The 23,271-nt window shown below is 72.8% G+C and carries 22 protein-coding genes; 12 read left to right on the top strand and 10 right to left on the bottom strand.

All coding sequences use genetic code 11. The annotated features are described in order from the left end of the window. Positions 1-265 precede the first annotated feature (265 nt). Complete coding sequence (locus IF655_RS29420) at positions 266-748, top strand: VOC family protein (RefSeq protein WP_199588201.1); 483 nt, start codon at positions 266-268, stop codon at positions 746-748. Between the two features lie 45 nt (positions 749-793). Further along, on the top strand, positions 794-1,144 hold the full coding sequence (locus IF655_RS29425; protein WP_199588202.1) for a hypothetical protein: 351 nt from the start codon (positions 794-796) through the stop codon (positions 1,142-1,144). A gap of 18 nt (positions 1,145-1,162) precedes the next feature. Here IF655_RS29425 and IF655_RS29430 read toward each other — a convergent pair whose 3' ends face one another. Next, positions 1,163-2,050 carry an aminoglycoside phosphotransferase family protein gene (locus tag IF655_RS29430; protein ID WP_242488989.1) on the bottom strand — a complete coding sequence of 296 codons (888 nt, stop codon included), beginning with the start codon at positions 2,048-2,050 and terminating at the stop codon, positions 1,163-1,165. A gap of 120 nt (positions 2,051-2,170) precedes the next feature. Between IF655_RS29430 and IF655_RS29435 the strand changes: the two genes are divergently transcribed. The 5 genes from IF655_RS29435 (at position 2,171) to IF655_RS29455 (ending at position 7,231) form a co-directional block, all read left to right on the top strand. After that, on the top strand, positions 2,171-2,965 hold the full coding sequence (locus IF655_RS29435; protein ID WP_199588203.1) for a VOC family protein: 795 nt from the start codon (positions 2,171-2,173) through the stop codon (positions 2,963-2,965). A gap of 45 nt (positions 2,966-3,010) precedes the next feature. Then, positions 3,011-3,709, top strand: coding sequence for a ribonuclease H (locus IF655_RS29440; RefSeq protein WP_199588204.1), 699 nt, complete (start codon positions 3,011-3,013; stop codon positions 3,707-3,709). A 107-nt stretch (positions 3,710-3,816) separates the two neighbouring features. Further along, positions 3,817-5,022: an FAD-dependent monooxygenase gene (locus IF655_RS29445; RefSeq protein WP_199588205.1), complete on the top strand. Its 1,206-nt coding sequence runs from the start codon at positions 3,817-3,819 to the stop codon at positions 5,020-5,022. A gap of 101 nt (positions 5,023-5,123) precedes the next feature. Next, entirely contained in the window at positions 5,124-6,629 is a 1,506-nt protein-coding gene (locus tag IF655_RS29450; RefSeq protein ID WP_199588206.1) for an MFS transporter, read from the top strand. Further along, positions 6,626-7,231, top strand: coding sequence for a TetR/AcrR family transcriptional regulator (locus IF655_RS29455; protein WP_199588207.1), 606 nt, complete (start codon positions 6,626-6,628; stop codon positions 7,229-7,231). Before IF655_RS29450 ends, IF655_RS29455 begins: the two co-directional genes overlap by 4 nt. Position 7,232: 1 nt before the next feature. On the opposite strand, the gene IF655_RS29460 is transcribed toward IF655_RS29455, so the two are convergent. After that, positions 7,233-8,135 (bottom strand): LysR family transcriptional regulator, encoded by a 903-nt coding sequence (locus tag IF655_RS29460; RefSeq protein WP_199588208.1) that lies wholly within the window; start codon positions 8,133-8,135, stop codon positions 7,233-7,235. Positions 8,136-8,287: 152 nt separating this feature from the next. Here IF655_RS29460 and IF655_RS29465 point away from each other — a divergent pair, with 152 nt between their 5' ends. Both IF655_RS29465 and IF655_RS29470 read left to right on the top strand, forming a co-directional pair. Further along, positions 8,288-9,187 carry an SDR family oxidoreductase gene (locus IF655_RS29465; protein WP_199588209.1) on the top strand — a complete coding sequence of 300 codons (900 nt, stop codon included), beginning with the start codon at positions 8,288-8,290 and terminating at the stop codon, positions 9,185-9,187. Positions 9,188-9,232: 45 nt separating this feature from the next. Next, the gene (locus tag IF655_RS29470) at positions 9,233-9,721 is read left to right on the top strand and encodes a DUF6328 family protein (RefSeq protein WP_199588210.1); all 489 of its coding nucleotides are present in this window, start codon (positions 9,233-9,235) and stop codon (positions 9,719-9,721) included. Here IF655_RS29470 and IF655_RS29475 read toward each other — a convergent pair. The 4 genes from IF655_RS29475 to IF655_RS29490 all read right to left on the bottom strand — a co-directional run bounded on the left by IF655_RS29475 (position 9,718) and on the right by IF655_RS29490 (position 14,172). After that, complete coding sequence (locus IF655_RS29475) at positions 9,718-10,365, bottom strand: DUF2238 domain-containing protein (RefSeq protein ID WP_199588211.1); 648 nt, start codon at positions 10,363-10,365, stop codon at positions 9,718-9,720. The genes IF655_RS29470 and IF655_RS29475 overlap by 4 nt on opposite strands. A 74-nt stretch (positions 10,366-10,439) precedes the next feature. Beyond that, positions 10,440-12,089 carry a serine/threonine-protein kinase gene (locus IF655_RS29480; RefSeq protein WP_199588212.1) on the bottom strand — a complete coding sequence of 550 codons (1,650 nt, stop codon included), beginning with the start codon at positions 12,087-12,089 and terminating at the stop codon, positions 10,440-10,442. Positions 12,090-12,227: 138 nt separating this feature from the next. Beyond that, positions 12,228-12,905, bottom strand: a complete 678-nt coding sequence (locus IF655_RS29485; protein ID WP_199588213.1) for an AIM24 family protein — start codon at positions 12,903-12,905, stop codon at positions 12,228-12,230. A gap of 64 nt (positions 12,906-12,969) precedes the next feature. Further along, positions 12,970-14,172, bottom strand: coding sequence for a serine hydrolase (locus tag IF655_RS29490; protein WP_199588214.1), 1,203 nt, complete (start codon positions 14,170-14,172; stop codon positions 12,970-12,972). A gap of 272 nt (positions 14,173-14,444) precedes the next feature. On the opposite strand from IF655_RS29490, the gene IF655_RS29495 reads away from it, so the two are divergent. Next, entirely contained in the window at positions 14,445-16,268 is a 1,824-nt protein-coding gene (locus IF655_RS29495) for a M4 family metallopeptidase (protein ID WP_206776614.1), read from the top strand. Between the two features lie 223 nt (positions 16,269-16,491). Continuing rightward, entirely contained in the window at positions 16,492-17,700 is a 1,209-nt protein-coding gene (locus IF655_RS29500; protein ID WP_199588215.1) for an SGNH/GDSL hydrolase family protein, read from the top strand. A 60-nt stretch (positions 17,701-17,760) separates the two neighbouring features. Here the strand turns inward: IF655_RS29500 and IF655_RS29505 are convergent, their stop codons facing one another. Genes IF655_RS29505 through IF655_RS29515 form a run of 3 tightly spaced genes read right to left on the bottom strand, consistent with a single transcriptional unit; the run spans position 17,761 to position 21,244 of the window. Beyond that, positions 17,761-18,111 carry a UBP-type zinc finger domain-containing protein gene (locus IF655_RS29505; protein WP_199588216.1) on the bottom strand — a complete coding sequence of 117 codons (351 nt, stop codon included), beginning with the start codon at positions 18,109-18,111 and terminating at the stop codon, positions 17,761-17,763. Then, positions 18,108-19,571: an ATP-binding protein gene (locus tag IF655_RS29510; RefSeq protein ID WP_199588217.1), complete on the bottom strand. Its 1,464-nt coding sequence runs from the start codon at positions 19,569-19,571 to the stop codon at positions 18,108-18,110. Before IF655_RS29510 ends, IF655_RS29505 begins: the two co-directional genes overlap by 4 nt. Continuing rightward, on the bottom strand, positions 19,568-21,244 hold the full coding sequence (locus tag IF655_RS29515; RefSeq protein ID WP_199588218.1) for an FAD-dependent oxidoreductase: 1,677 nt from the start codon (positions 21,242-21,244) through the stop codon (positions 19,568-19,570). Before IF655_RS29515 ends, IF655_RS29510 begins: the two co-directional genes overlap by 4 nt. Before the next feature lie 253 nt (positions 21,245-21,497). On the opposite strand from IF655_RS29515, the gene IF655_RS29520 reads away from it, so the two are divergent. Next, positions 21,498-22,376: a universal stress protein gene (locus IF655_RS29520; protein ID WP_199588219.1), complete on the top strand. Its 879-nt coding sequence runs from the start codon at positions 21,498-21,500 to the stop codon at positions 22,374-22,376. 100 nt (positions 22,377-22,476) lie between these two features. Here IF655_RS29520 and IF655_RS29525 read toward each other — a convergent pair whose 3' ends face one another. Then, complete coding sequence (locus IF655_RS29525) at positions 22,477-23,271, bottom strand: MBL fold metallo-hydrolase (RefSeq protein WP_199588220.1); 795 nt, start codon at positions 23,269-23,271, stop codon at positions 22,477-22,479.

Raw genomic sequence — 23,271 nt, forward strand, 5'->3', positions numbered from 1 at the left:
GGGAGGTGCCCGGAGTCGCGCCACGATGTCGTACTGCCGACAGCCAAGAAACAGCAGGTGGAAGCCGGTTTTCCGCCCGCGTGTCGGTCGTACGGCACCTCCCGTGCGGCCTGCCGCGACGGGTGGTGCCCGACCGTACGGTGGCCTGAAACCGCCCCTGCCTTCGCCCGTTCAGCGCCTCACCGATGAGTTCCGGCGCCCGCACCGGTCCACCTCCTCGACCGCGACACCACCACGCACCACCCACCACGCCCGGGAGGCGTTCATGACCACCGACGGATTCATCACGTGTCTCTGGTTCGACGGCCAGGCGGAGGAGGCCGCGCACTTCTACGTCTCCGTGTTCAAGGGCTCCGGCATCGGCGACGTCCTCCGCCACGGCGAGGCGGGCCCGGGGGAGCCCGGCACCGTGCTGACCGTGGAGTTCACCGCCAACGGCCAGCGGTTCGTCGCCCTCAACGGCGGTCCGCAGTTCCGGTTCAACGAGGCGATCTCGTTCCAGATCCTCTGCGCCGATCAGCAGGAGGTCGACCACTACTGGACCCGCCTGACCGAGGACGGCGGCGAGCCCGGCCCGTGCGGCTGGCTCAAGGACCGCTACGGCGTCTCCTGGCAGGTCGTCCCCGAGCGCCTGCTGGAGATGACCAAGGACTCCGACCCCGCGAAGGCCGACCGCACCATGCGCGCCATGATGACCATGGGCAAGCTGGACATCGCCGCGCTGGAGCAGGCACACGCGGGCGGCTGACGAACCGCCCGGAGAGCCGGGGTGACGGACTGCTGGCTTGACGCCATGTCCTCCGTACTGGTGATCGGTTACGACCCGCAGGCGATTCCCGGCGTCGACGCCCCCGCTCTGCGGACGGCGCTCGAGAAGGAGATGAGCCGGTTCGCCGAGCACGGCATCGACGCGGCGATGACGCTGGTCGTCTTCGACGAGACGGCCGAGGAGACGCTCACCACGTCGCTGGACGCGCGCCCCTGGGACGTGGTCGTCGTCGGCGGCGGAATCCGCAAGACGGAGGCGCTGCTGCCGCTCTTCGAGCGGATCGTGAACCTGATCCGCCGTCACGCGCCGCAGGCCGCCATCGCGTTCAACGCCCACGGCGGCGACAGCGTGGACGCGGCACTGCGTCTGCTCTGACGCGGCGCCGCACGGCCCTCACCCCTCCCGCAGGATCTCGGTGATCGTGTGGCGGGCGTTCTTTGCCAGTGCCGGGTTGGTGTGCCAGTAGTACGGCAACTGGACCAGGGCGACGGAGAGGGCCCAGCCGCGTCCGCGGGTCCACTCCGCGTCGTCGGCGCCCACCGTCTCGCGGAAGATCGCGCGGGCGGAGGCGGGCAGCAGGTTCCACGCGACGATCAGGTCCACGGCCGGGTCGCCCACGCCCGCGCAGCCGAAGTCGATCACCGCGGCGAGCCGGTCGCCGGACACCAGGACGTTGCCGGGGGAGAGGTCGCCGTGCGCCCAGAGCGGCGGACCGGTGTGGGTGGGAGCCTTGAGCGCCCGCTCCCAGAGCGCGGTCGCCGCCTCCGTGTCGATCCGGCCGGTCAGCTCCGCCAGCGCCGACCGGGTCTCCGCGTCCTGGTCCGCGAGCGCGCCGCCCCGGTAACCCCGTGGCGCGTCCTCCGTCTTGGCTCGGCGCAGCGCGGTCACGAACCGGCCCAGGTCCCGGGCGAGCCCCTCCGGCCGTTCGACGGCGCCCGCGACCGGGTTGCCGCCCTCCAGCCAGCGGTAGACCGACCAGGGCCAGGGAAAGTGCTCGCCGGGGTCCCCGAAACCCACCGGCTCCGGCGCGGACACCGGCAGCAGGGGACCGAGACGGGGCAGCCAGCGCCGCTCGTGCGCCACGTCGGCCACCGCGCCGGGATGCCGGGGGAGCCGTACCACCAGCTCCGGACCCAGCCGGAACATCGCGTTCTCGGTGCCGGACGACTCCAGCCGCCGCACCGGCAGCTCCGCCCAGTGCGGAAACCGCTCCGCCACCAGCCGTCGTACCAGCGGGGCGTCGACCCCGATCTCGTGCGCGCGCATCTTCGCAGTACTCATCGGCGCCCATCCAAGAGTCCGGGCGTCACCCGTGTCGAACGAATTCCGCCGCGCGTGGCGACCTGCGCCCGGCTAGCGTGACGTCCCGGGACGAACCGCCTGAAACGAGAGGGCCCGACCATGGCCGTGCAACCCGAAGGAACGCCCTGTTGGGCCGACGCGATGTTCACCGACCTGGAGGGCGCCAAGCGGTTCTACGGCGACGTCCTCGGCTGGACCTTCGGCGACTCGTCGTCCCAGTACGGCAACTACACCCAGGCGTACGCGGACGGCAAGGCCGTCGCCGCCGTCGTCCCCCCGATGCCCGGCCAGGAGGGCCAGTCGCAGTGGTGCCTCTACTTCGCCTCCCCGGACGCCGCCGCGACCGCCGAGAAGATCCGGGAGAACGGCGGCGAGGTGCTGATGCCGCCCATGCGGGTCGGTGACTTCGGCACGATGGTGCTCGCCCGCGAGCCCAGCGGCGCCGTCTTCGGCGTCTGGCAGGGCGGCACCCACGAGGGCTTCGAGACCGTCGCGACCCCCGGCGCCTACTGCTGGTCCGAGGTCTTCACCCGCGATCCGGACAAGTCCGACGCCTTCTTCTCCGCCGTCTTCCCCTACCGCGCGAAGGACATGGAGGACGACGCCGTCGACTTCCGCGTCTTCGACCTCGGCGCCGACCCCGTCCTCGGCCGGATGCGGATGACCGAGGACTTCCCGCCCGAGGTCCCCTCGTACATCAACGTCTACTTCACCGTCGACGACTGCGACGCGGCCGTGGCCCGCGCCACCGACCTCGGCGCCGTGCTCCGCTTCGGCCCGATGACCAGCCCCTTCGGCCGGTTCGCCGCGCTCACCGACCCGCAGGGCGCCAACTTCTCGGTGATCGACGTCACCACCACCGAGGGCGAGATGCCCGAGCTCAAGGACGCCTGAGGGGCGCCCGGCAGGGACGGCTCCACCCCTCGCCGCGACCATGGCATGATCGTGCACATGCGTGAACGTGTGGTGGCCGCGTGCGACGGGGCTTCGAAGGGAAACCCCGGACCGGCCGGATGGGCATGGGTGGTCTCCGGTGACGACGAGCGGACCCCGGCCCGCTGGGAGTCCGGGGCGCTCGGCCGTACCACCAACAACGTCGCCGAACTCACCGCCCTGGAGCGGCTGCTGACGGCAGTCGAGCCCGACGTGCCGCTGGAGATCCGCATGGACTCCCAGTACGCGATGAAGGCGGTCACCACCTGGCTGCCCGGCTGGAAGCGCAACGGCTGGAAGACCTCCGCCGGAAAGCCCGTCGCCAACCAGGAACTGGTCGTCCGCATCGACGAACTCCTCGACGGCCGCTCGGTGGAGTTCCGTTACGTCCCCGCCCACCAGGTCGACGGCGACCCGCTCAACGACTTCGCCGACCGCGCCGCCAGCCAGGCCGCCGTGGTGCAGGAGGCGGCCGGAAGCGCGCTCGGTTCCCCCGAGCCGCCGCCCTCGCCCGACACCCCCGCACCGGCCGCCGCCCGCCGCAAGGCACCCCGCCGCGCCAACGGCGGCGGCGCCTCCGCGCGCACCATCAAGGCCAAGTTCCCCGGCCGCTGCCAGTGCGGCCGCTCCTACGCGGCCGGTGAGCCCATCGCCAAGAACGCGACGGGCTGGGGACACCCGGAGTGCCGCACCGCCACCGGCTGACGGCACCCGACCGACCTCGACCGACCGGCGCCCGTTGCCGGACGTGAGCACACCCCCGCACTGCTACCCTGCGAGGCTGATCGACTACGTCCGGTGACTTCAGAGGTGTGCGCGTGAAGGTCGTCTGCGTCGGAGGCGGGCCCGCGGGTCTGTACCTCGCCATCCTGCTCAAGCGGCAGAACCCGTCCCACGACGTCACCGTCCACGAACGCGGTCCCGAGGGCTCCACCTACGGCTGGGGCGTCACCTACTGGCAGGGACTGCTCGACCGGCTCCGCGCCCACGACCCCGAGTCGGCCCGCGCCGTCGAGGAACACGCGGTCCACTGGAGCGAAGGCGTCGCGCACGTACGGGAGTCGAGCACCCGGCAGCCCGGCGACCGGGGCTTCGGCATCGGCCGCCACCGGCTCCTCGACCTCCTCGCCGCCCGCGCCCGCGAACTGGGCGTACGCCTGGAGTTCGGGAGCGAGATCACCGAACCGCCCGCCGGAGCCGACCTGGTGGTGGCCGCCGACGGCATCGGGAGCACCCTGCGCACCCGGCACGCCGACGCCTTCGGTACCCAGGTCACCCACGGCCGCAACCGCTACGTCTGGCTCGGCACCACCCGCGTCTTCGACGCCTTCACCTTCGCCTTCACCGAGACCGGCCACGGCTGGATCTGGGCCTACGGCTACCCCTACGACGACACCCACAGCACCTGCGTCGTCGAATGCTCCCCGGAGACGTACACCGGACTCGGTCTGGACCGCGCCGACGAGGGCGAGCAACTCGCCCTGCTGGAGAAGCACTTCGCGCCCGTCCTGGACGGCCACCCCCTCCTCGCCCAAGGCGCTGGTTCCTGGCCCGCCTTCCGCACCCTCACCAACCGCACCTGGCACCACGGCAACCTGGTGCTGCTCGGCGACGCCGCCCACACCACCCACTACTCCATCGGCGCGGGCACCACCCTCGCCCTGGAGGACGCCATGTGCCTGGCCGACGCCCTGCGCGACCACGCCACGCTGCCCGGGGCACTGACCGCCTACGAGACCCGGCGCCGCACCGAGCTGCTGTCCGCGCAGAGCGCCGCCCGCTACAGCGCCCGCTGGTACGAGAACCTGCCCCGCTACATCGACCTGCCCCCGCACCGCATGTTCGCCCTGCTCGGCCAGCGCCACTCCCCGCTGCTCCCGTACGTCCCGCCCCAGCTCTACTACGGCCTCGACCGCGCCGCCGGACGCCTGGAGCCGCTGCGCAGGCTCAAGCGCAGCCTCGGTCCCCGGGTGGCCCGCGCGCTGCACGCCCGCGCAGCGCATCACCCTGATCAGTAGTCCCACCGCGGCTCAGGCGCGGGGGTAAATGTTGGTGAAAGGTCATTCACTGGATAGGGTGAATAGTCATTCACCAGTCACGCACATGCGCAGGAGCGCCCATGGAGCAGTCCGCCCCCATACCCGAGCCGCCCGGCACCCTCGCGGCGCCGCCCCGGCTGCGGGAACGCCTCACCATCCCCGTGCTGGCGTCGGGCGGCATCCTCATGGCCGTCATGCAGACCGTGGTCGTACCGCTCCTGCCCGACCTGCCCCGGCTCACCCACTCGTCACCGGCCGCCGTCTCCTGGATGGTCACCGCGACCCTGCTCTCCGGCGCCGTGCTCACCCCCGTGCTCGGCCGCGCCGGTGACATGTACGGCAAGCGCCGGGTGCTCACCTCCGCGCTCCTGCTGATGACCGTCGGCTCGGTGCTGTGCGCGCTGTCCTCGAACATCGCGGTGCTGATCGCGGCTCGCGCGCTCCAGGGCGCCGCCGCCTCCGTCGTCCCGCTGTCGATCAGCATCCTGCGCGACGAACTCCCGCCCGAGCGGCGCGGCTCGGCGGTCGCGTTCATGAGCTCCACCGTCGGCATCGGCGCCGCCCTCGGGCTGCCGCTGGCCGCGCTGGTCGTGCAGTACGCCGACTGGCACACCATGTTCTGGCTGACCAGCGCCCTCGGCGCGCTCGGCGTCACGGCCACCTGGTGGGCGGTCAAGGAGTCCCCCGTACGGGAGCCCGGACGCTTCGACGTCGTCGGCGCGCTCGGTCTCGCCGTCACCCTGGTGTGTCTGCTGCTCGGTGTGTCGCAGGGCGGCCAGTGGGGCTGGGGCAGCCCGCGGGTCCTCGGCCTCTTCGTGGTCTCGGCGGTCGTGCTCGTGCTGTGGTGGCGCCAGCAGTTGCGGGCCCCGCGTCCGCTGGTCGACCTGCGCCTGGTGACCCGTCCCCGGGTGGGTCTGTCGCACATCGCGGCGCTGCTCACCGGGTTCGCGTTCTACGCCAACTCGCTCGTCACCGCCCAGCTCGTGCAGGCGCCCAAGGCCAGCGGCTACGGCCTGGGTCTGTCCATCGTCGCCACCGGTCTGTGCCTGCTGCCCGGTGGCGTCACCATGCTGCTGTTCTCGCCGCTGTCGGCTCGCATCTCGGCCCGGCGCGGTCCGCGCATCACGCTCGCGCTCGGCGCGGCCGTCATCGCCTGCGGCTACGCGCTGCGCATCGCGGACAGCCGCGACCTGTGGATGATCATCCTGGGCGCCACCGTGGTCGCCACCGGCACCACCCTCGCCTACTCCGCGCTGCCCACCTTGATCCTGCGCGCCGTACCGGCTGCCGCGACCGCCTCCGCCAACGGCGTCAACGTGCTCATGCGGACCATCGGCCAGGCCGTCTCCAGTGCCGCCGTCGCCGCCGTGCTCGTCCACCACACCAGCCTCGTCGGCGGCATCCCGGTGCCCACCCTGCACGGCTATCTGCTGGCCTTCGGGATGGCGGGCGCGGTCGCCCTGTTCGCCTGCGCGGCCGCCCTGACGATCCCGGGCGACTCCACCGGCGACGGCGCCGGGACCGGCACCCGGCGTGCCTGGGGCATCACCCGGAAGAGCCGCGCGGGCGCTCTGGAGGACGCGTGAGAGACCCGGACACCCCCGCCGCCGCGCAGGGCACCGCGCGGCGCGACGCCGAGGCGACCAAGGCGGCCATCCTCAAGGCGGCCCGCCATCTCCTGGCCCGGCATCCGCACGGCGACATCACCCTGAAGGCCGTCGCCGAGCGCGCCGGGGTCAGCCCGCCGCTCGTGCTGAAGTACTTCGGCAACAAGGACGCCCTCTTCGCCCGCGTGATGTCCTTCGACACCGACGCGGACGACCTGCTCGACGCGCCGCTGGACGGACTCGGGCGGCACATGGTCCGGCACGTCCTGACCAGCCAGCGCGAGCGCGGCACTGACCCGCTGCTGCGCATCGTCTTCGCCCCGCTGCACGGCGACCACGGCGACGTCCTGCGCGCCAACTTCCGCGCCCAGGTGACCGACCGCCTCGCCGCCAGGCTCACCGGACCCGACGCGGGTCTGCGCGCCGAACTCGCCGTCGCGGCCGTCGTCGGCGTCGGCGTGATGTACGGCATCGCGCGCGGACCGGGGCTGCGCGGAGCCGACGCCGACGCGGTGGCCGACCGCTACGGTCCGCTCGTGCAGGCGCAGCTCACCCCGGGCGCGCGCGCCTCCGGCGTCTGACTCACTCGGTGGTCCCGGGTCCGGTCAGCAGCGCCTCGGCGCACTTGCGGAACTCCGTCACCAGCCTCCCGCTGTCCCCGGCCCGGGTCGCCACGGCCACATGGCACGGCTCGACCCCGTGCAGCGGCACCGTGGTCAGATCCGGGCGCGGCGGACGCAGCCCCGGCACGCCCGCCGCGAGCGCCAGCGACTGCCCGGAGGCGACCAGTTCGAACTTGTCCTCGATGTTCTCGATGAGCGGGCCGTCCGGCGCGGGCCGACCGTCCGGGCGCGGGTCGATCCGCCAGAACGCGTCCCACAGCGGGTCGGTGACGCGGGGCAGCGGCTCGTCCGCGATGTCGTCCAGGGTGACCGACTCCTTGCCCGCGAGCCGGTGGTCCAGGGGCAGGACGACCACGCGCGGCTCGTCGTAGAGCACGGTCACGCGCAGGCCCTCGCTGACGAACGGCAGCCGGGTGACCAGCGCGTCCACCCGGTGCTCGGTCAGCGCCCTGCGCGCCTCCTGCCAGGGCAGATGCGCCGTGCGCACGTCCGCGTCCGGGAACCGGCGGCGCAACTCGGCCACCGCCGGGGTGACGATCAGCCCGGTGGTGTACCCGACGGTGATCCGGCTGGGCTCGGCGGCGGCTCGCGCGGCGGCGGCTGCCTGTCCTGCCGCCCGCAGCAGCGACTTCGCGCGCGGCAGGAACACCTCGCCCGCTTCGGTCAGCCGGGTGCCCTGCGGGGTGCGGTCCAGCAGCCGTGCCCCCAACTCCCGCTCCAGCCGCCGCACTTGACGGCTCAGCGACGGTTGGGTGATGTGCAGCGCCGCGGCGGCGCGCCCGAAGTGGCAGTGCTCGGCGACGACCGTGAAGTACCGCACCAGCCTGAGGTCGAGATCCGCGTCGGCGGGGGAGTCGGACATGTCCCCAGCGTACGGTCCCCTGCCGTGTCAGCGCTCTGAGCTGTGGTGATGCCCGGGGCGTATTGCGCGATGCGGAACAAGCTTTGGACGCGGGGGCGCCGTCCGGCGAAGGATGGAACCACTCCCACCCATCCTTCGAGGAGAGCAACGACATGCGTGTTTTCGTCACCGGGGCCACCGGATTCATCGGCTCGGCCGTCGTACCCGAACTCATCGGCGCCGGACACGAGGTCGTCGGCCTCGCCCGGTCCGACGCGGGTGCCGCCGCGCTGAAGGCGGCGGGCGCCGAGGTGCACCGGGGCAGCCTGGCGGACCCCGAGGACCTGGCCCGCGTCGCCGACAGCGCCGACGGCGTGATCCACCTCGCGTTCGTCCACGACTTCGCCGACGTGCGTGCGGCGGGCGAGACCGACCTGAACGCCATCCGCGCCATGGGCGCCGCGCTCGCCGGTTCCGACCGGCCGCTGGTCGTCACCTCCGGCACCGCCATCGGTCCGACGGGGCGCCTGATCACCGAGGCCGACGACCCCGCCCCCGGCACCCACCGCACCGCCTCCGAGGAGGCGACGACGGCGCTGGCCGGGGACGGCGTGCGCGCCTCCGTGGTCCGGCTCGCTCCCACCGTGCACGGACGCGGCGACCACGGCTTCGTCCCCCGCCTCATCGCGGTCGCCCGTGAGAAGGGCGCCGCCGCCTACGTCGGGGACGGCGCCAACCGCTGGCCCGCCGTCCACCGGCTCGACGCCGCCCGGCTGTTCCGGCTCGCCCTGGAGAACGCGCCCGCCGGACAGCGGCTGCACGCCGCCGCCGAGGAAGGCGTGCCGTTCCGGCAGATCGCCGAGGTCATCGGCCGTCACCTGGACATCCCCGTGCACAGCCTGACGGGCGAGGAAGCCGAGGCGCGCTACGGCTTCGTGGGCCGCTTCACCGGCGTCGACAACCCCACGTCGAGCGCGCTGACCCGCGAACTGCTCGGCTGGCGGCCGACGGAGACGGAACTCCTCGCCGACCTGGAGGAGGGCCACTACTTCCGGGAGACGGACGCCGGGTGACACCGGGCCGGTTTGAAGGATCATCCCGGCGGTTAACTGCACCCCATGACCGAGGAGGGAACGCACAGAGGCCGTAGCGAGACCGAGGAAGAGCGGGCCGACCGGCGCTGGGGCGAACTCATCCAGGAGGTCCGGGTCGCCCAGACCGGAGTCCAGATCCTCTTCGGTTTCCTGCTCACCGTCGTCTTCCAGCCCAAGTACGGCGAACTCGCCCGCACCGACCAGATCATCTACATCGTGACGGTCGTCCTCGGCGCCTGCGCCACCGGCGCCCTCATCGGCCCGGTCTCCCTGCACCGCCTGGTCTCCGGACGCCGCGTCAAACCCCGCGCGGTCCGCCTCGCCGGTCTCCTCACCTTCGTCGGCCTGGTGCTCCTCCTCGCCACGATGGCTTCCTCGCTGCTGCTGATCCTCCGCGTCGCCACCCACGACGGCTACGTCCCCTGGCTGGTCGCCGCGGTCGTCGCCTGGTACCTGACGTGCTGGTACGGCCTGCCGCTGTGGGTCCGGTACCGGCACACCGACCGGGACTAGCGCCGGGTCTCCAGCGCCGCCAACTGCCGGTCGTGGACCCTGCTGAGCAGCAGGAGGGACACGACCGCGCCGATCAGGGCGCAGAACATGTCCCACTGGGTGTCCCACACGTCGCCCTGGGTGGCCAGGAAGGCGTCCGCGCTGTGGCCGCCGATCTCGGCCGCCGCCCACTCCAGGAGTTCGAAGCAGGCGCTGAAGGCGAGGCAGGCGCAGACCGTGAGCGGTGCCAGCCAGCGGCTGCCGCGCAACGGGGAGGTGCGGCTGAGGAGTTCACGGACCAGGATCGCCGGGACGAAGCCCTGCATCAGATGCCCGAAGCGGTCGTACGGGTTGCGGCTGAGCCCGAAGGTGTCCCGCACCCAGTCGCCCACGGGCACCTCGGCGTACGTGTAGTGGCCGCCGGCCGCCAGGACCAGGGCGTGCGCGGCGAGGAGACCGCACAGCAGCCCGGTCAGCGGGAAGCGCCGCCAGGTCAGCAGTACCAGCGGGAGCCCGATCAGCACCCAGAAGGTCTCCAGGAACCAGGTCGTACGGTCGTGCACGCCGATCGCGGAGACGGCGAGTCCCAGGGCGGCCACGCCCGCGAACAGCAGGGGCGGCACCCGGCGGTGCACGGTGCGCGGGGCGGGATGCGCGACGGTCATGGCGGCCTCCAGGCGGGGATCGGGAAGTCCCCATGGTGGCCGCGCCGGTCGGCACCGGTCATGAGTACGCCTACTCAGGCACGGAAGGTACGCAGCGCGGTGCGCAGGATCGCCTGGTTGTCCGGCTCGTCCCAGTCGGCGGCCGGGGTGGTGAAGCGCAGGGAGTAGCCCCGCCCGCCGCCGAGCAGGAAACCGCGCCCGAAGGTGTGCGTCCGCGCCTGCCCGGTACCGGACAGCCACTCCATGTCGGCGGCGGGACGCCCCTGTTGCTCGGTGGCCTCGATCGCGCCGACGCGCTGGTAGCCGTCCTCCCGGGCGAGACCGGGCTCCACGTCGTCACGCCAGACGGCCACCGGGTCGGAGCCCACGCTTTCGCTGTAGGTGACGGCGAGGGCGAGGGAGGAGTCGCCCGGACCGAAGGTGACCCGGAAGGAGTGGTCGGCGCCGGACCTGATCCCCTCGCGCTTCCAGTCGACGGGAAGGGCGAGGGAGAAGCCCTCCGGGGCGGTGTACGTGCGGAATCCGGCGGGGAGGGCGGCGGAGGTGCCGGGCGCCGGAGCGCTCTGGCTCCGGGTGCGGTGCGACGTGGGAGCGGCGGTCGTGCCCTTGCCGGGAGCCGCCGTGCTGCGACTCGGGGCGGTGGCGGTGCCCGAGCCGGTTCCGGGGTTCACCCCGGCCGACGCACCCGTCTCCGCCGACGCCGCCGCCCCGCTCGGGCGCGCCCCCGCGACCCCCTCCGACGACTGGTGCGCCACGGCCAGCGCAGCCGCCACCACGGCGGCGACGGCCAGGCACACCCCCGCCGCCAGGGCCCGTCTGCTCCGCAGCGGACTGCCGCCCGGCGGGGCAGCCTCCGGCTCGCCCTCCGAAACGGGCGCCGCCGCGACGGCGCCGTACGCCCCCGCGTCCTCCTCCAGCACCCGCACCAGCGAGGCGCGCACCACCGGACGGGTCAGCCGTTCGCGGGAGTTCTTGCGCAGCAGCCCCTCCACGGTCCGGGTCAGCGGGCCCGTGCGCAGCGGGGCGCGCAGCGGCAGCCGGGTCACGGCCCGCAGGGTTGCCTCGGTGCGGCCCCGGTCGCGGAACGGCGGGCGTCCCTCGGTCATCGTGTAGAGGATCGCGCCGAGCGCCCACAAGTCGGCGGCGGGACCGATCCGTTCGTCGCGGGCCTGCTCCGGCGAGGCGTACGACGGCGCCGCGACCCTCGGTGCCAGGGTCGTGCCCGCGAGACCGAAGCCCGCGAGCACGACCGTGCCGCCGTCCCTCACGAAGATCTGGCCGGGGCTCAGCTCGCCGTGGGTGATGCCCTCCTCGTGCGCGGTGCGCAGCACGTCGAGCACTTCGAGGCCGATTCCGGCCGCCCGTACGGGATCGAACGGGCCCTCCTCCTCCAGGAGTTGGGTGAGTGGCGTGCCGTCGATCCACTGGACCGCCGTCCACAGGGTGCCCGGTTCCACGACCGCGTCGATCACCGCGGCGACCCCGCCGGGGCACAGCAGCCGCATGGTCTCGGAGGTGCGCACCACCCGGGACCTGGTCCGGCGCAGGGTGTCCTGGTCGGCGGTGGACGGCAGCGCGGTCCGGGTCACCAGGCAGGCGCGGTTCTCCCGTACGTCCTCCGCCCGCCACCACTCGCGTCCGGTCTCCCGGGCGAAGACCTCCAGGAGCCGGAACCGCCCGGCGACCAGTTCATCTGCGACGACGTACGCCTCGGCCATGGCCATCCCTCGCTGTAACCCTGCCGTTGTCTCCCAGGGTTACGCGAAGGTCACGGTGGAGCGTTCAAACCGATCGTGTTCCGGCCACAATTGACGTTTGGTCAGTGCCGACGCCGATGTCCTTCAGCGCAACTGTCACGTCCGTCAGTGCTGCTGCGCCGACTGCGGCGTGGCCTCGCTCGGGCGGACCACCACGACACCGTTGCCCCGGAGCATGAGCTGCACGGCTTCGCCCGAACCGCCGCGCAGCATCGAGCCGAAGGACTGGGAGCGGTGCAGCGAGGTGTCGAGCCCGGCGGACCAGCCGACCACGGCGTCGGTGTCGACGTACACCGGGTTCTCCGGGGACACCGGGATCACCAGCGGGTTGCCCTCGCAGACCAGACCCAGGCGGCCGTGCCCGCTGAACACGCTGTTGAACAGACCGCCGCCCGCGATGCCGGAGCCCTTCACGGTCTTTATCTCGTAGGAGAGCGTGGCGTCGAAGCACAGGACGTTGCGGCCGTTGACGGTGAACTGGTCGCCCGGTTCCACCTCCACGATGAAGCAGTTCTGCGCCTCGTGCGCGAACCACGCCTCGCCCCGTCCGCGCACCGCCATCAGCGGCAGCCCCTCACCGGTGACGGCACGCTTGATCATGCCGCCGACGCCCTGGCCCTTGCGCTCGAACTTCAGCTCGCCCCGGTGCGCGACCATCGCGCCCTGCCGGGCGAGCATCTCGCCGTTGACGGTGTACTTCAGACACTTGGCGTTCTCGGCGGTCAGCCCCGGCTCCACGGCCGGGCGCACCATGTACTCGCTGGAAAACAGGTCACCCTTCATGCGGGGCATGGTGTCCCGGAGGGGCGCGTTCCGACAAGATCGCGGCCCGCGCCCCCGGCGCCCGTCACTGCCGCAGATCCGTCTCGCGCTCGTGCAGCAGCGCGCCGCGCCTGGCGGTCTTGGCGGGCTTGCCGCAGAACGCCGACTCCAGGGTGCCCGCCAGGGTGTCCAGCACCTTGCCGTTGTTGGAGGTGTTGACCAGCGCGGTCAGGCTGCGCCCGCCGTCCTTGCTGGTGAACGCGTAGGTGTAGTAGCCCTGTACGGCGCCGGTGTGGCCGTAGACCGAGACCCCGCAGGACAGGTCGCGGCGGCGCAGTCCGAGTCCGTAGGCGGTGGTGCTGTTCACCTTGTTGAAGCGCTCCATGTCGGCCAGGCGTGCGGCGGAGACCAGCCGCCCGCCCACCAGCGCGGAGTAGAAGGTGTTGAGGTCCTTGGCGCTGGAGATGATCGCGCCCGCGCTCTGCGCCCAGGACACGGTCTGGTCGGTCGCGTCGACCAGCGGGGCGCCCGCCTTGTCGGGGGTGAGATAGCCGCGCGCGTACCGCCCGGGGATCTTGGTGTCCGGGTGGACGTAGAAGGTGTCCGCCAGCTTCAGCGGCTTGATGACACGGCTCTGGTACTCCGTCTTCACGGAGTGCCCGGTCAGCTTCTCGATGAGCAGACCCGCGACCACGAAGTTGGTGTTGGAGTAGGAGTAGGCGGCGCCGGGAGCGTTGGTGCGCGGCTTCTTCAGGGAGAGCGCGACCAACTGGCGGTAGGTGAAGACCTTGTTCCGGACCGCCTCGAAACCGGAGACGCTCTGGGCGAACATGTCGTTGCTGAAGTCGTACAGCCCGCTGCGGTGGCTCAGCAGATGCCGGACCGTGATCCGGTCGTCCGGGAGCAGCCCCGGCAGATAGCGGTTCACCGGGGCGTCCAGGTCGAGCTTGTGCTCGTCGGCCAGTTGCATCAGGACCACCGTCGAGAACGTCTTGGTGACGCTGCCGATCCGGAAGCGGTCGCCGGTGCTCATCGCCCGCTTCGTACCCCGGTCCGCGAGACCGCGGCTGATGAGATACGCGTGGCCGTGGTCGTCGATCCGGGCGGCGGCGCCCGGCGCCCCCTGCTCCCGCGCGGTGCGCAGCACCTTGTCGACGCCCGCCGTGTCGGGTGCCGCGAGCGCCACCGCCCGGCCCGGCGCCTCGCTCGCCGCCCGCGCCGGGACCGCGAGGAGAGACAGCGCGACCGCTCCGAGTACCGCACCCCTGCTCACCGTTGCTGAGACCATCCGGTTCCCACTCCTCGTCCACGCGGTTGTTGATGCGACATCGGTCACATTCCGGCCTGGAACCTAGGGGATTGAGGCGGAATCTCGCGCTCCGACACACAGATGGTCAATCACTGATCACTCTGTGACGTATATTCGCAAAGGATTGTCATAGGGAACCGCGAAATGGATCATTCCGTGTTTACGTGGCCATGACTCATCCGGAAGGGTGAACCCGGGGCCCGACCTGGGCCTCCTGGCGCTCAACAGCGCCATGTCGCAAGGCGGTTGGCATGTCCGGCCGCCTTCGGACGAAGGAACCCTTCCTCGTGCGCAGACCGCACATACGCAGTGTGGCCGTCGCCGTCGCGGTGACGACGGCCATCACGGGCCTGGTCGGCACGGCCGTCGCGGGCCCCACCTCCGTGGACGCACGGGCCGTCGTGAGCACCGCCAGGACCGCTCCCGTGGTCCACGCCGCGAGTGCCGCCGCCTTCGCCCACGCGGCCGAGACCGGCGTCGCCACCGGCGACGAACTCGAGCCGCAGGACGTCATGTTCGACCCCGAGGGCGGCCGTCACGTCCGCTTCACGCGCACGCACGACGGACTTCCGGTCCTCGGCGGCGACCTCGTCGTCCACCTCGACCGGCAGCTCGGCTACGCGGGCGTCACCCGCGCCGCCGACCACGCGGTGCGCCCCGCCACCACCGACGCCAAGGTGACCCCGGCCCAGGCGGCGACCGCCGCGGCCCAGGCGGCAGGCGGTCAGGCGGGCACCCCGCAGCTCGTGGTGGACGCCCGCGCCGGCGCCGCCCACCTCGCCTACCAGGTGACGGTGACCGGCAGCACCCTGGACGACGACGGCGGCTCCCACACGGTCGTCGTGGACGCCCTCACCGGCGACGTGCGCAGCGACACCCCGGACGCCGACGAGTTCATCTCGCCCAAGCTGGTCAAGGCACTGCGCAGCCACGGCGAGACCATCGCCCCTGCCACCGGCAGCGGCACCGCCGCCGCGGCGAGCCCGCTCGTCGCCGGGGTGGCCGCCTCGAAGTACCCGGCCACCGCGCACGGCACCGGCAAGACCCTCTTCGTGGGCAGCGTCGGTCTGACGACCACGCAGACCTCCAAGGGTCACTTCCAGCTCAAGGACCCGAGCCGGTACGGCACCGAGACCCGTGACGCCAAGAACCACATGTCGGAGACCTTCGGCTCCGGCACCAAGATCACGGGCACCACGAACGTGTGGGGCAACGGCAAGACGACGAGCCGCAACAGCGCCGCCGCCGACGCCCAGTACGGCATCTCCAAGACGCTGGACTTCTACCGCACGACCTTCAACCGCAAGGGCATAGCGGGCGACAGCAAGCCCGCCCGCGCGATGGTCCACTGGGGACGCTCGGTCGCCAACGCGTTCTGGGACTCCGAGTGCGGCTGCATGCTGTACGGCGACGGCGACGGCGACATGATCAAGAAGCCGCTCGTCGTCCTCGACGTCACCGGCCACGAGCTGACCCACGGCGTCGTCGACGCCACCGCCAAGCTGGAGCCGACCTTCGTCGACCGCAACGGCAACCAGTACGGCGAACCCGGCTCGCTCAACGAGTCGCTGGCCGATATCTTCGGCTCCAACGTCGAGTTCTACGCGAACAACTCCAAGAACCCGCCGAACTACCTCATCGGCGAGAAGCTGGGTCTCAAGCAGAAGTTCCTGCGCCGCCTGGACCACCCCTCGCTGGACAAGCTGGAGCAGACCGTCGACTACTGGTCGCCCGAGGTCTACTCCACCGAGGTGCACGCCGGTTCCGGCGTCTCCTCGCACGCCTACTACCTCCTCGCGGAGGGCAGCGGCAAGAAGACCATCAAGGGAGTCGCCTACAACTCCCCGACGTACGACGGCGGTTCCGTCAAGGGCATCGGCCGCACCAAGGCCACCGCCATCTTCTACCGCGCCCTGACCCGCTACATGGTCTCCTCCACCGACTTCCACGACGCGCGTCTCGCGACGCTGAAGGCGGCCAAGGACCTGTACGGCGCGAGCAGCACCGAGTACAAGACGGTGGACCGGGCGTGGGCGGCGGTCAACGTCACCGCGGCCAACACCCCCGCCTCCTGACACCCGGCGGTCGTACGGCGCCCCGGCACCGCGCGACCGCCCGCAGCACCCCTGGATGCCCCGCCCTCGCGCGGGGCATCCGCACGTCAGCCGCTCCGGTGTGCGGCTCACCGACATGCGGGCGCCCGCTCCCCGGTGGGACGATGACAGGCGTGGGGTACGCGGAAGCGTCCCGGCCGGTCCGGGAGTTCGGCGCACCGGCCGCTGCCCGGGAGCGGGCCCGGTGACCGGCCGCCTGGGGCGCGCCTGCCGGACCGCCGCCGTGCTGCTGGCCGCCCTCGCCGTACAGCCGCCGGTCCACGCCGCCGCCCACCCCACCGGGGACACCACCCACGCCCTCGGCGTCGTCACCTGGGCGGCGAGCGCCGAACGCCTCCCTCACGACGGCGCCGACCGCAGCTACCGCCTTCTCGTGCGCACCAGCGTCGGCGGCGACGGACTGCGCGTACGCCTGTCCAACGCCTTCGGGGACCGCCCGCTGCGCGTGAACGCCGTCCACGCGGGACTCGGCGGGCGGGGCGCGGCCGTGCGCGACAACCGGCGGCTCGCCTTCCACGGCCGTCCCTCCGTCACGATCCCCCGGGGCGCCGAGGTCTGGAGCGACCCGCTGCGCGGTCACGTCAGCGCCGGAGCCCTCCTCGCCGTCAGCCTGTACACCCCGGACGCCGCGGGACCCGCCACCGGGCACGCGATGGCGCTGCGCACCTCGTACACCGCCCCGGGCGACCGCACCGCCGACAGGAGCGCCGCCCCCTGGACGCGCACCACGGACTCCTGGTGGTACCTCGACGCCGTCTCCGTACGCCCCGACCACCCCGCCACCGGCGCGGTCGCCGCGCTCGGGGACTCCATCACCGACGGCCGGGGCTCCACCCCCGACCGGGACCTGCGCTGGCCCGACCTGCTGGCGAGGCGCCTGGCCCGTACGTCCCTCGCGGGCGTCGCGGACGAGGGGATCTCCGGCAACCGGGTCCTCTCCGACGGCGGCGGCGGACCCGGCGCCCTCGGGCGCCTGGACCGGGACGTACTGGAACTGCCCGGCGTACGCACCGTGATCCTCTTCGAGGGCGTCAACGACCTCAAGGCGGGCACCGGCGTCACGGCCGCCGACCTCCTCGCCGGGTACCGGAACATCGTCCGGCGGGCGCACGCGGCAGGGACCTGCGTGGTCGGCGCGACGATCGCACCGTTCCAGGGCTGGCCGGAGTGGAGCCCGGCCGCCGAGGCGGTGCGCCGGGAGGTCAACCACCACCTCCGCGGCGGCGACGGCTTCGACGCCGTGGTGGACTTCGACCGCGCCCTGCGCGACCCCCGCCGCCCCGAGCGGCTGCGGCCCGCCTACGACAGCGGCGACCATCTCCACCCGGGCGACCGGGGGATGCGGGCGCTCGCCGACGCGGTCGACCTCGGCAGTCTGCGCTGCGCCCGCTGAAACCCGACCCGGCGGCGCCGAAGCCCGACCCGATGCGTACGACCCGGCGCGAACGGTCCGTCAGCGCAGGGTCTGCGCCCAGTCCGCCGGAACCCGCCCGGCGGGACCCGGCACCGGCTGGTCGGCCGGGTGGCTCTCCGGAGGCGCGAGTTCAGGACCCGAGCTGTAGACCTCGTTGGTGTCGTAGTCCCAGAACCAGCCCTCGCCCGGCTCGTAGCTGCGGATGACCGGGTGTTTGGTGGCGTGGAAGTGGGCGGTGGCGTGCTGGGAGGGCGAGTCGTCGCAACAGCCGATGTGCCCGCACAGCGCGCAGCGGCGCAGATGGAACCACCAGCCGCCGGTCTTCTCGCACTCCACACAGCCCGTGCCGCTCGGCGGCACACTCGGGTCGATGGCGTCCTCGGCGCTCATGCTGCCTCCTCGGGGGTCGGTCCGGGCGCCTTCTTCGGCGCCTCGGTGGTCAGCGGAAGGAAGACCTGGAAGCGGGTGTCGCCGGGCACCGTCTCGACCTGGAGCGTGCCGTGGTGCTTGTCGACGACGATCCGCCGCGAGATGTCGAGACCGAGCCCGGTGCCCTCACCGAGCGGCTTGGTGGTGAAGAACGGATCGAAGACACGCTCGCGCAGCTCCGCCGGGATCCCCGGACCGGTGTCCCGGATCTCCACCAGCGCCCGGTCCCCGTCCCGCGCGGTCCGCACCGTCAGCCGCCCCGAACCGCCCATGGCGGACACCGCGTTGTCGACCAGGTTGGTCCACACCTGGTTCAGCTCCGCCGGATAGCCGGGCACCGGCGGCAGCGCGTCGTCGTACTCCCTGACCACCTCGACGTGCGGGCCGACCTTCGCCGACAGCATCAGCAGCGTGCTGTCGAGGAGTTCGCGCAGGTCCACCGAGCGGAACGGCGCCCGGTCGAGCTGCGCGTACTGCTTCGCCGCGCCCACCAGGTGCGAGACGCGGGCGGTGGAGTCCTCGATCTCGTTCATCAGCAGCTCGGTCTCGACCGTGGACTCCAGCCAGCCCATCGCCCGGGGCACCACGTCCTCGCCCACCGCCGCCGCGACCTGCTCCAGCCAGTCGGTGTCGAGTCCCGCCTGCGTGAACGTCGGCGCGTACCGCACGGCCTGCTCGACGCCGTGGTCCTCCATCCAGTCGGCGAGCGCGTCCTCGCGGTCCGCCGCCTCCAGCGGACCGAGCGAGGGCGCCTTCGCGACCCGCTCGGCCGTCCGCTCCTGGACCTCCACCAGGCGGGCCAAGGTCTCGCGGGAGAGCGGTCCTTCGGCGATCAGCGCGAGCTTGTGCCGCATCTTCGCCACCCGCTCGCGCAGCGCCGAGGTCGCCCGCACCGCCGCCGACGCCGGGTTGTTCAGCTCGTGGGTGAGCCCCGCCGACAGCGAACCGAGCGCCAGCAGCCGCTCGCGCCGGGCGACCAGCGCCTGGGCGCTCTTCGAACCGAAGAACAGCCCCTCCAGCAGATGCGTCGCCATCGGGAACCACTCGTGCATCACGGCGGCGAAGGTCCCGGCGGGCAGCACGAAGAAACGGCTCGGCTCGGTCACCCGCATCGAGTTGTTGTACACCTGCCGCACCCGGTCCCCGAGATACGCCTGCATGGCGCCCGCGTACACCCCGCGCTGCGCGGTCCGGGTCACCTCCATGTCCTCGGCGCCGACCCGCCGCGACAGCACCACCGTGCCCTCGATCAGCACGTAGAAGCAGGTCGCGGGCTCGCCCTCGGCGTACACCGGACCCGGCTCGAACAGCTCGACGCGCCCCTCGGCGCACAGCCGCCCCAACTGCTCGGGCGTGAGCTGGTCGAACAGGAACAGGGTGCCGATCTCCCCGGGGCTGCACGGCAGCGGCTGCCCGCTCACGACTGCTCCAGGTACCGGTGGACGAGCATCACGGCCATCGCTCCCTCTCCCACGGCGGACGCGACCCGCTTCGCCGACTGCGCGCGCACGTCGCCCGCCACGAACACGCCCGGCACATTGGTCTCCAGGTGGTACGGCGGCCTGTCCAGCTCCCAGCCGGGCGGTGGCTTGCCGTCGGCGGTCAGGTCCGGGCCCGCGAGCACGAAACCGCGCGCGTCGCGCAGCACGGTCCCGTCCAGCCACCCGGTCAGCGGGGCGGCGCCGATGAACACGAACAACCACTGGGCGTCGGTCTGTTCGGTCTCCCCGCTCTCGGTGTCGCGCAGCGTCAGCCGCTCCAGCCGGTCCTCGCCGTGCGCCGCCACGACCTCCGTGTGGCCGCGCACCGAGATGTTGGGGGACTCCCCGATCTGCTGGACCAGGTAGTGCGACATCGACGCCGACAGATCGGCGCCGCGCACAAGGAGCGTCACCGACTTGGCGACCCGGGAGAGATACATCGCCGCCTGGCCCGCCGAGTTGGCGCCGCCCACGATGTACACGTCCTGGTCCTGGCAGGACGCCGCCTCGGTCAGCGCGGAGCCGTAGAACACCCCGCAGCCGGTCAGCTCCGTACAGCCCTCCGCCGCCAGGCGCCGGTACTGCACCCCGGTCGCCAGGATCACGCTGTGCGCCCCGACCGAGGAGCCGTCCGCGAACCGGACGATCCGCGCGGCTCCGCAGACCTCGAGCCCCGTCACCTCGCGCGTGGTCAGGAGCTCGGCGCCGAACCGTGCCGCCTGCCGCCGCGCCCGGTCGGTGAGCTGGGCGCCGGAGACACCGTCCGGGAAGCCGAGGTAGTTCTCGATCCGGGAACTCTGCCCCGCCTGCCCGCCGGTCGCCGAGCGTTCGACCAGCACGGTCCGCAGCCCCTCCGAGGCGCCGTACACCGCCGCGCCTAGCCCCGCCGGGCCACCGCCGATCACCACCAGGTCGTAGAAGTCGGCCGTGGGGGTCGTCGCGAGCCCCACCCGCGCCGCCAGCTCCGGAGCCTCCGGCTCGACCAGCGCCGTACCGTCCGGGGTGATCACCAGCGGCAGCCGCCGCCCGTCCTGCCCTGCCGCCGTGAGCAGCCGCCGCCCCTCCGGCTCCTCGGCCGAGTACCAGCGGTACGGCACCTGGTTGCGGGCGAGGAACTCCCGCACGTCCGAGGAGCGCGCCGACCAGCGGTGGCCGACCACCTTGGTGCTCGGCACCGGCCGGTGCTCGCTCGCGTGCCACGCCTGGAGCAGGTCGTCCAGGACCGGGTAGAGCTTCTCCTCCGGTGGGTTCCACGGCTTGAGCAGATAGTGGTCCAGGTCCACCACGTTGATCGCGTCGATCGCCGCGCCGGTGTCCGCGTACGCCGTCAGCAGCACCCGGCGCGCCCACGGGTAGACGTCCATCGCCTCTTCGAGGAACTCGATGCCGTTCATCCGGGGCATCCGGTAGTCGGCGAGCAGCACCGCCACCTGGTCGCCGCGCAGCTTCAGCTCGCGCAGCGCCTCCAGCGCGGACGCGCCGGACTCCGCGCGCACGATCCGGTACGACTCGCCGTAGCGGCGCCTGAGGTCCCGGGCGACGGCGCGGGACACACCCGGGTCGTCGTCCACGGTCAGGATGACCGTACGAGCGGCTTCGGCGGCCTGTGCCATGGGTCTCCCACCCCGAGCGGTCGGCTGCACGGGCTTCCCTGCGGCGGTGGCGCGGGAACGGAACACCGCCTTCCCGCCCATCGTAGGTGCGCCCGCGCGGCTTCGCCCCGGCGCGGAGGTCCTTGTCGCGGGTGCGGGGATCGTGGTCCGCAGGGCTCCGCTCCTGTGACAAGGTCATGACCGAGCGTCGCCCGCACGGACGGCGGCGCCCGTACGCGAGGACGACGACGCGGTGACGACGAGGAGGCCACGCATGACACGCCCGATCACGGCCGGGGTGGACGGTACGCCGGAGAGCCTGGCGGCGCTGGACTGGGCCGCCCGGGAAGCCGTACGCCGGGGGCTGCCGCTGCGCGTGCTGCACGTCTGGCGGCATGTCGAGACCCCCTCGGCACCCGACCCGGTCGTGCAGCGGGGCTGGGCCGAGACCGCCGCCGCCGAGGCGGTGAGCGCCGTGACCCGGCGGCATCCGGGGCTCCACGTCGGTCTGGACGTGCTGGAGGGCGTCCCCGCCGAGACGCTGACCGAGGCTGCCGCCGACGCCGAGCTGCTGGTTCTGGGCTCGCGCGGGCACGGCGGTGTGGTCGGCTTCCTGCTCGGCTCGGTGGGCAGCCGGGTGATCGCCGAGTCCGTCCGGCCCGTGGTGCTGGTGCGCGCCGGGGACAAACCGGCGTCCGAGGCCGCCGGACGCGAGATCGTCGTCGGCCAGGACGGCACCCCGCAGGAGAGCGCCGCCGCGCTCGGCTTCGCCTTCGAGACGGCCGCCGCGCGCGGCGCCACCGTACGGGTCGTGCGCGCCTGGACCCTGCCGCCCGTCTTCGCCTACAGCCCCGCCTCGCTCAAGCTCCTGGACGACGCGGGCGGTCTGGAGCCCTACGAGCGCAAGGCTCTCGCCGAGGCGGTGCACCCCTGGCGCGAGCGCTACCCCGACGTGCCCGTCTCCGAGCACGTGGAGATGGGCAGCGCGGGGCAGGTCCTGCTGTCGGTGTCCGGGGGAGCGCAGTTGGTGGTCGTCGGCCGCCGTCCGCGCCACACGGCGGTGGCGGCGCGGATCGGCTCGGTGGCGCACGGAGTGCTGCACCACGCACCGTGTCCGGTGGCGGTCGTGCCGGGGGTGGCGCCGGAGGGGTGATCCGGGCGCGTGGAGGCTCGCTCCGGCGTCCTCCCCGCGCCCGGTCCAGCGGTCGGGGCGCGTCAAGTGCCGCCGGACGGCGCCCGGTTGACGCGCCGGTTCACCGCCGTCCCGTCGGCTGCCCCCGGTCCGCCCCGGGGCGCCGTCCCTGCCCCGCCCGCTCCCCGGCCAGTTCCGCCGCCGCCCGGACCGGTCCCCGGTGCACCGGACCGTGGCCCGGCAGCAGCGTGTCGCCCTCCAGGGCGGCGATCAGGTCCAGGGAGGTCACGGCGCGCTCCCGCTCGTGGTGGAAGAAGTCGGCCAGGAGCTGCGGACCCTTCACCCGGGAGATCGCGTGCCCGGTGACCAGCGCGTCACCGGAGATCACGACGCCCAGGCGCGGCAGATGGTAGACGCAGTGGCCGTCCGTGTGGCCCGGGGTGTGCACCGGGACCGGGTTCCCCGGCAGGTCGAGCGCGCCCTCGACGGGAAAGGGCTCGGGCGCGGTCACGGGGTGCTGCTCAAGCCCGCCGACCTGGATGAGGTGCACCGCCCACGGCAGGACACCGGGCCGCCAGACGTTGCGCACCACGTCTCCCACCTTGGCCTGCTGGAGGAACTCCCGCCGCGCGTGCGGGACTTCGGCCGGGTGCAACTGGACCGGCGTGCCGTACGCGGAACGCAGGTGCTCCGCCGAGCCCAGATGGTCGTTGTGCGCGTGGGTGATCAGCACGGCGGCCACCGCCTCCGGTGAACTCCCCACCGCCGCAAGGGACTCCAGCAGTCCCGCGCGGTCGCCCGGGTACCCGGTGTCCACCAGGGTCACCGCGTCCCCGTCCTTGAGGATCACCCAGTTGGTGTGATGACCGTGCACCAGATAGGTGCCGTCGGCCACTTGGTGTACGTCCGCGCTCAT

Origin of the sequence: Streptomyces sp. DSM 110735 (assembly GCF_016482685.1) — a bacterium.
GTDB lineage: Bacteria > Actinomycetota > Actinomycetes > Streptomycetales > Streptomycetaceae > Streptomyces.